At 45.5% G+C, this 3,264-nt stretch carries 2 protein-coding genes and 1 pseudogene; all 3 read left to right on the forward strand.

The annotated features are described in order from the left end of the window. A partial coding sequence (locus tag HMPREF0670_RS15420; RefSeq protein WP_232213830.1) for an RHS repeat domain-containing protein occupies window positions 1-1,100 on the forward strand: 1,100 nt, incomplete at its 5' end. Next, window positions 1,097-1,660: a hypothetical protein gene (locus tag HMPREF0670_RS00675; protein WP_052296861.1), complete on the forward strand. Its 564-nt coding sequence runs from the start codon at window positions 1,097-1,099 to the stop codon at window positions 1,658-1,660. The genes HMPREF0670_RS15420 and HMPREF0670_RS00675, both read left to right, overlap by 4 nt. Before the next feature lie 96 nt (window positions 1,661-1,756). Continuing rightward, window positions 1,757-2,575 (forward strand): annotated as a pseudogene (locus tag HMPREF0670_RS00680) (RHS repeat domain-containing protein); the annotation flags it as partial. Between the last annotated feature and the right edge of the window lie 689 nt (window positions 2,576-3,264).

Raw genomic sequence — 3,264 nt, forward strand, 5'->3', positions numbered from 1 at the left:
GGGAGTTGGGCGACCACAGCGTGCCCGACGGTTGGATACAACGCCCCAAGCGCAACGCCGTGCCCGGCACGCCTCCCGGTCCGCCCGTGCAGTGGGACAAGGCCGAAGACCCCGACAACGTGCAGCCGGGTTACGGCTATGTGCCTGCCGACACCGCCCACCACGAGGAGATCTTCTTCTACCACACCGACCACCTCGGCTCTACATCCTACATCACCGACGCCAAGGCCAACGTCGCCCAGTTCGATGCCTACCTGCCCTACGGCGAACTGCTCGTGGACGAACATTCGTCCACGGAGGAAATGCCGTACAAGTTCAATGGCAAGGAGCTTGACCAAGAGACGGGGCTGTATTACTATGGGGCGAGATATATGAACCCGAGGACGAGTCTGTGGTATGGGGTGGATCCGCACATTGAGGAAATGGCTTTCAGTAGTTCGTACTCTTATTGTGACGATCATCCAGTTAATTTCGTAGACATCAAAGGAAAAAAGAAGTTAAATTGGATCGTTCTAACTTTGAAGGATTCTCCAGAAAGTGATCCGAGAAACATATCTGCATATTATAGATCGAATTATGATGATAATGTAGTTAATATTTGGGCTCATGGCCTTCGTGATTCAGAACCTGGGAATATCCAACACGCTTGGGGATTGGGTGTGTCCAAAAGAAATTCTGGCGAATTGTGGATGAATGTAGCTTTTTCTATACCAAAAGACATTCTCTTGTTTTCAGAACGTATAGATGGAGAAGATAGGGGGTGGCGTGAAAGAAATAATGGCCATCCAATTCTAGTTCTGCATTGCTGTGCCTCATCTACTTTTGCACAACAAATATCTACGGCAAAGGAATTTAAAGATGTAATAATCATTGCTCCAGACGCAACATTGCAATCCGGTAAGAAAAAAGGCGAACGGATTAATTCAATTGCATCTGGCAAGCATTATGAATATAAACGCAATGGTCTGTGGCATGTGTACATGAATGGTAAACCGCTTAAAGATAAAAATGGAAAGGCAATACTTTATAATTACAATGCACAGCCAGGGACAAAAGGTTTTGATTACAAACTCAATTTAAAAAAACAAAGAAAGAAATGAAGAATTTTATCAAAGGTGTATTATTGTTTATTGTCATGGTCATTATGAGTGGTTGTGGAAGCAGAGCTGGAGAGTCAAGTGACAATCTGCATAAAAGAGAACCAAGGACGAAGAAAAGAATATATGCAAGGGAAGTTTTGGTGGAGAACCTTGACTATCCGATGCTCCCTTGTGCATACTATTCTAATGACAAACCATTTTATGGCAAAGATAAGGAATATCATAAACTTTCCGACAGAGAGATAAGGATGGTAAAGGCCATCATTGGGGATAAACAGAAGTGGCAGAAACCAGGTTCTAAGTGTCCTTTCTTAGATATAAAGGAATATTTTAGACAGTATCTTGCATATAGAAAGGATGGAAAAACTTATGTGTTGGTCAATCTTTATAAGTATTTCTATATAATTTATGAAAATAATGGTATATTAGGAGCAATCGCTCCTTCACCCACAAGCCATATCATTTCTCTGGCGAATGATAAAAGTCGGAACAAGTACGACAATGTGACAATTCTCTTGGACCTCTCTCGAAAACGGATTTTGGAAGTTCATGACATCTAGGAAGGGTGTGTTGGCTCAGTATTACGACAGGGGGTCGAGGGTGGCTTTGTTCTAACGGGCATATATGTAGCGCATCACAGGGCCTTACTTTGGCTGCAAGGCCTCACCTTCCACGAAACGGAGGACTACACCATCTACCCCGCCCCCATACTCAGCGTTACGCGCCAACGTTTCACCAAGCACTATTTCATCGGCGACAGGCGCGTGGCTTCCAAAATAGGTGCGGGCATATTCCAAAACGCCTACGGGCATGGCGCGAACGTTGTCACGGCCGGGCAGAAAGACTACCAGATGCGTATGATGCAGATAGAAAAACAACGCGAGGACTACTACCGCAAGCTGGGCACGCCACCGGGAGTGCCCACGATGAAGGGTGCGACTGCCGAACCCGAGAACACGCACGAGGGCTACAACTCCATCATCAAGGAGTTGGGCGACCACAGCGTGCCCGACGGTTGGATACAACGCCCCAAGCGCAACGCCGTGCCCGGCACACCTCCCGGTCCGCCCGTGCAATGGGACAAGGCCGAAGACCCCGACGACGTACAGCCAGGTTACGGCTATGTGCCTGCCGACACCGCCCATCACGAGGAAATCTTCTTCTACCATACCGACCACCTCGGCTCTACATCCTACATCACCGACGCCAAGGCCAACGTCGCCCAGTTCGACGCCTACCTACCCTACGGCGAACTGCTCGTGGACGAACACTCGTCTACGGAGGAGATGCCGTATAAGTTCAACGGCAAGGAGTTCGACGAGGAAACGGGACTGTACTATTATGGTGCAAGATACATGAACCCGAAGACGAGTTTGTGGTATGGGGTGGATGCTTTAATAGAGAATTACCCGACAATAGGCTCATACATTTATTGCTCTTCTAACCCTGTCGTATTTATTGATCCTGATGGTAATAAGAAAGTTGTGGTAACAGGAGGAGCAGATGCCCATAATAAATATGAAATGAATTTTGTTAATGCATCAAAAATACAATTAGATAAGTATTTAAAAAGGGCTGGCTCACTAGAAGAGATCAGTTGGCTAATATTTGGTGTGGGGTACTCCCAGGAACAGAAACAAGAAATCGCGAAATGGGCAAATAATAGAGGTGTCTCATTTAAATTCCTAGATACAGCAGAACAATTGGTTAATGAACTAAATTCATCATCCCAATCAAACGACAAACTAACTGAAGTTTCTATGTTTTCACATGGAACGGCTAGCAATGTTTCATTTGGTTTTGGACAGCATGGCGATAGAAATAGCACCAATTATAGCAACAAAGATAATTTGACGGAGGCGACCTTAAATAAAACGCCTCTGCAATCCTCAGCTTTCGCAAAAGGAGGGAGAATAGATCTATATTCGTGCAATTCTGGTACACCTTTGAAATATGAAGAAACAGAGTTCAAAACAGAAAAGGAATTGCGATATACTACACGTCACGCACCAAGTTTAGTCACGTTAATGGGTAGACAATCTAAAACAATAGTAAGAGGATTTGTAGGAAGAAGTGACTATACCCCTGTTGCTCAAGGCCTATTGCCTAAACCAGGTGGAACAGGTGGTTCTTATTCTCCTCATGTCAGAGGTAAAAACGTATC

The organism is Prevotella sp. oral taxon 317 str. F0108, assembly GCF_000162415.1.
Lineage (GTDB): Bacteria > Bacteroidota > Bacteroidia > Bacteroidales > Bacteroidaceae > Prevotella > Prevotella conceptionensis.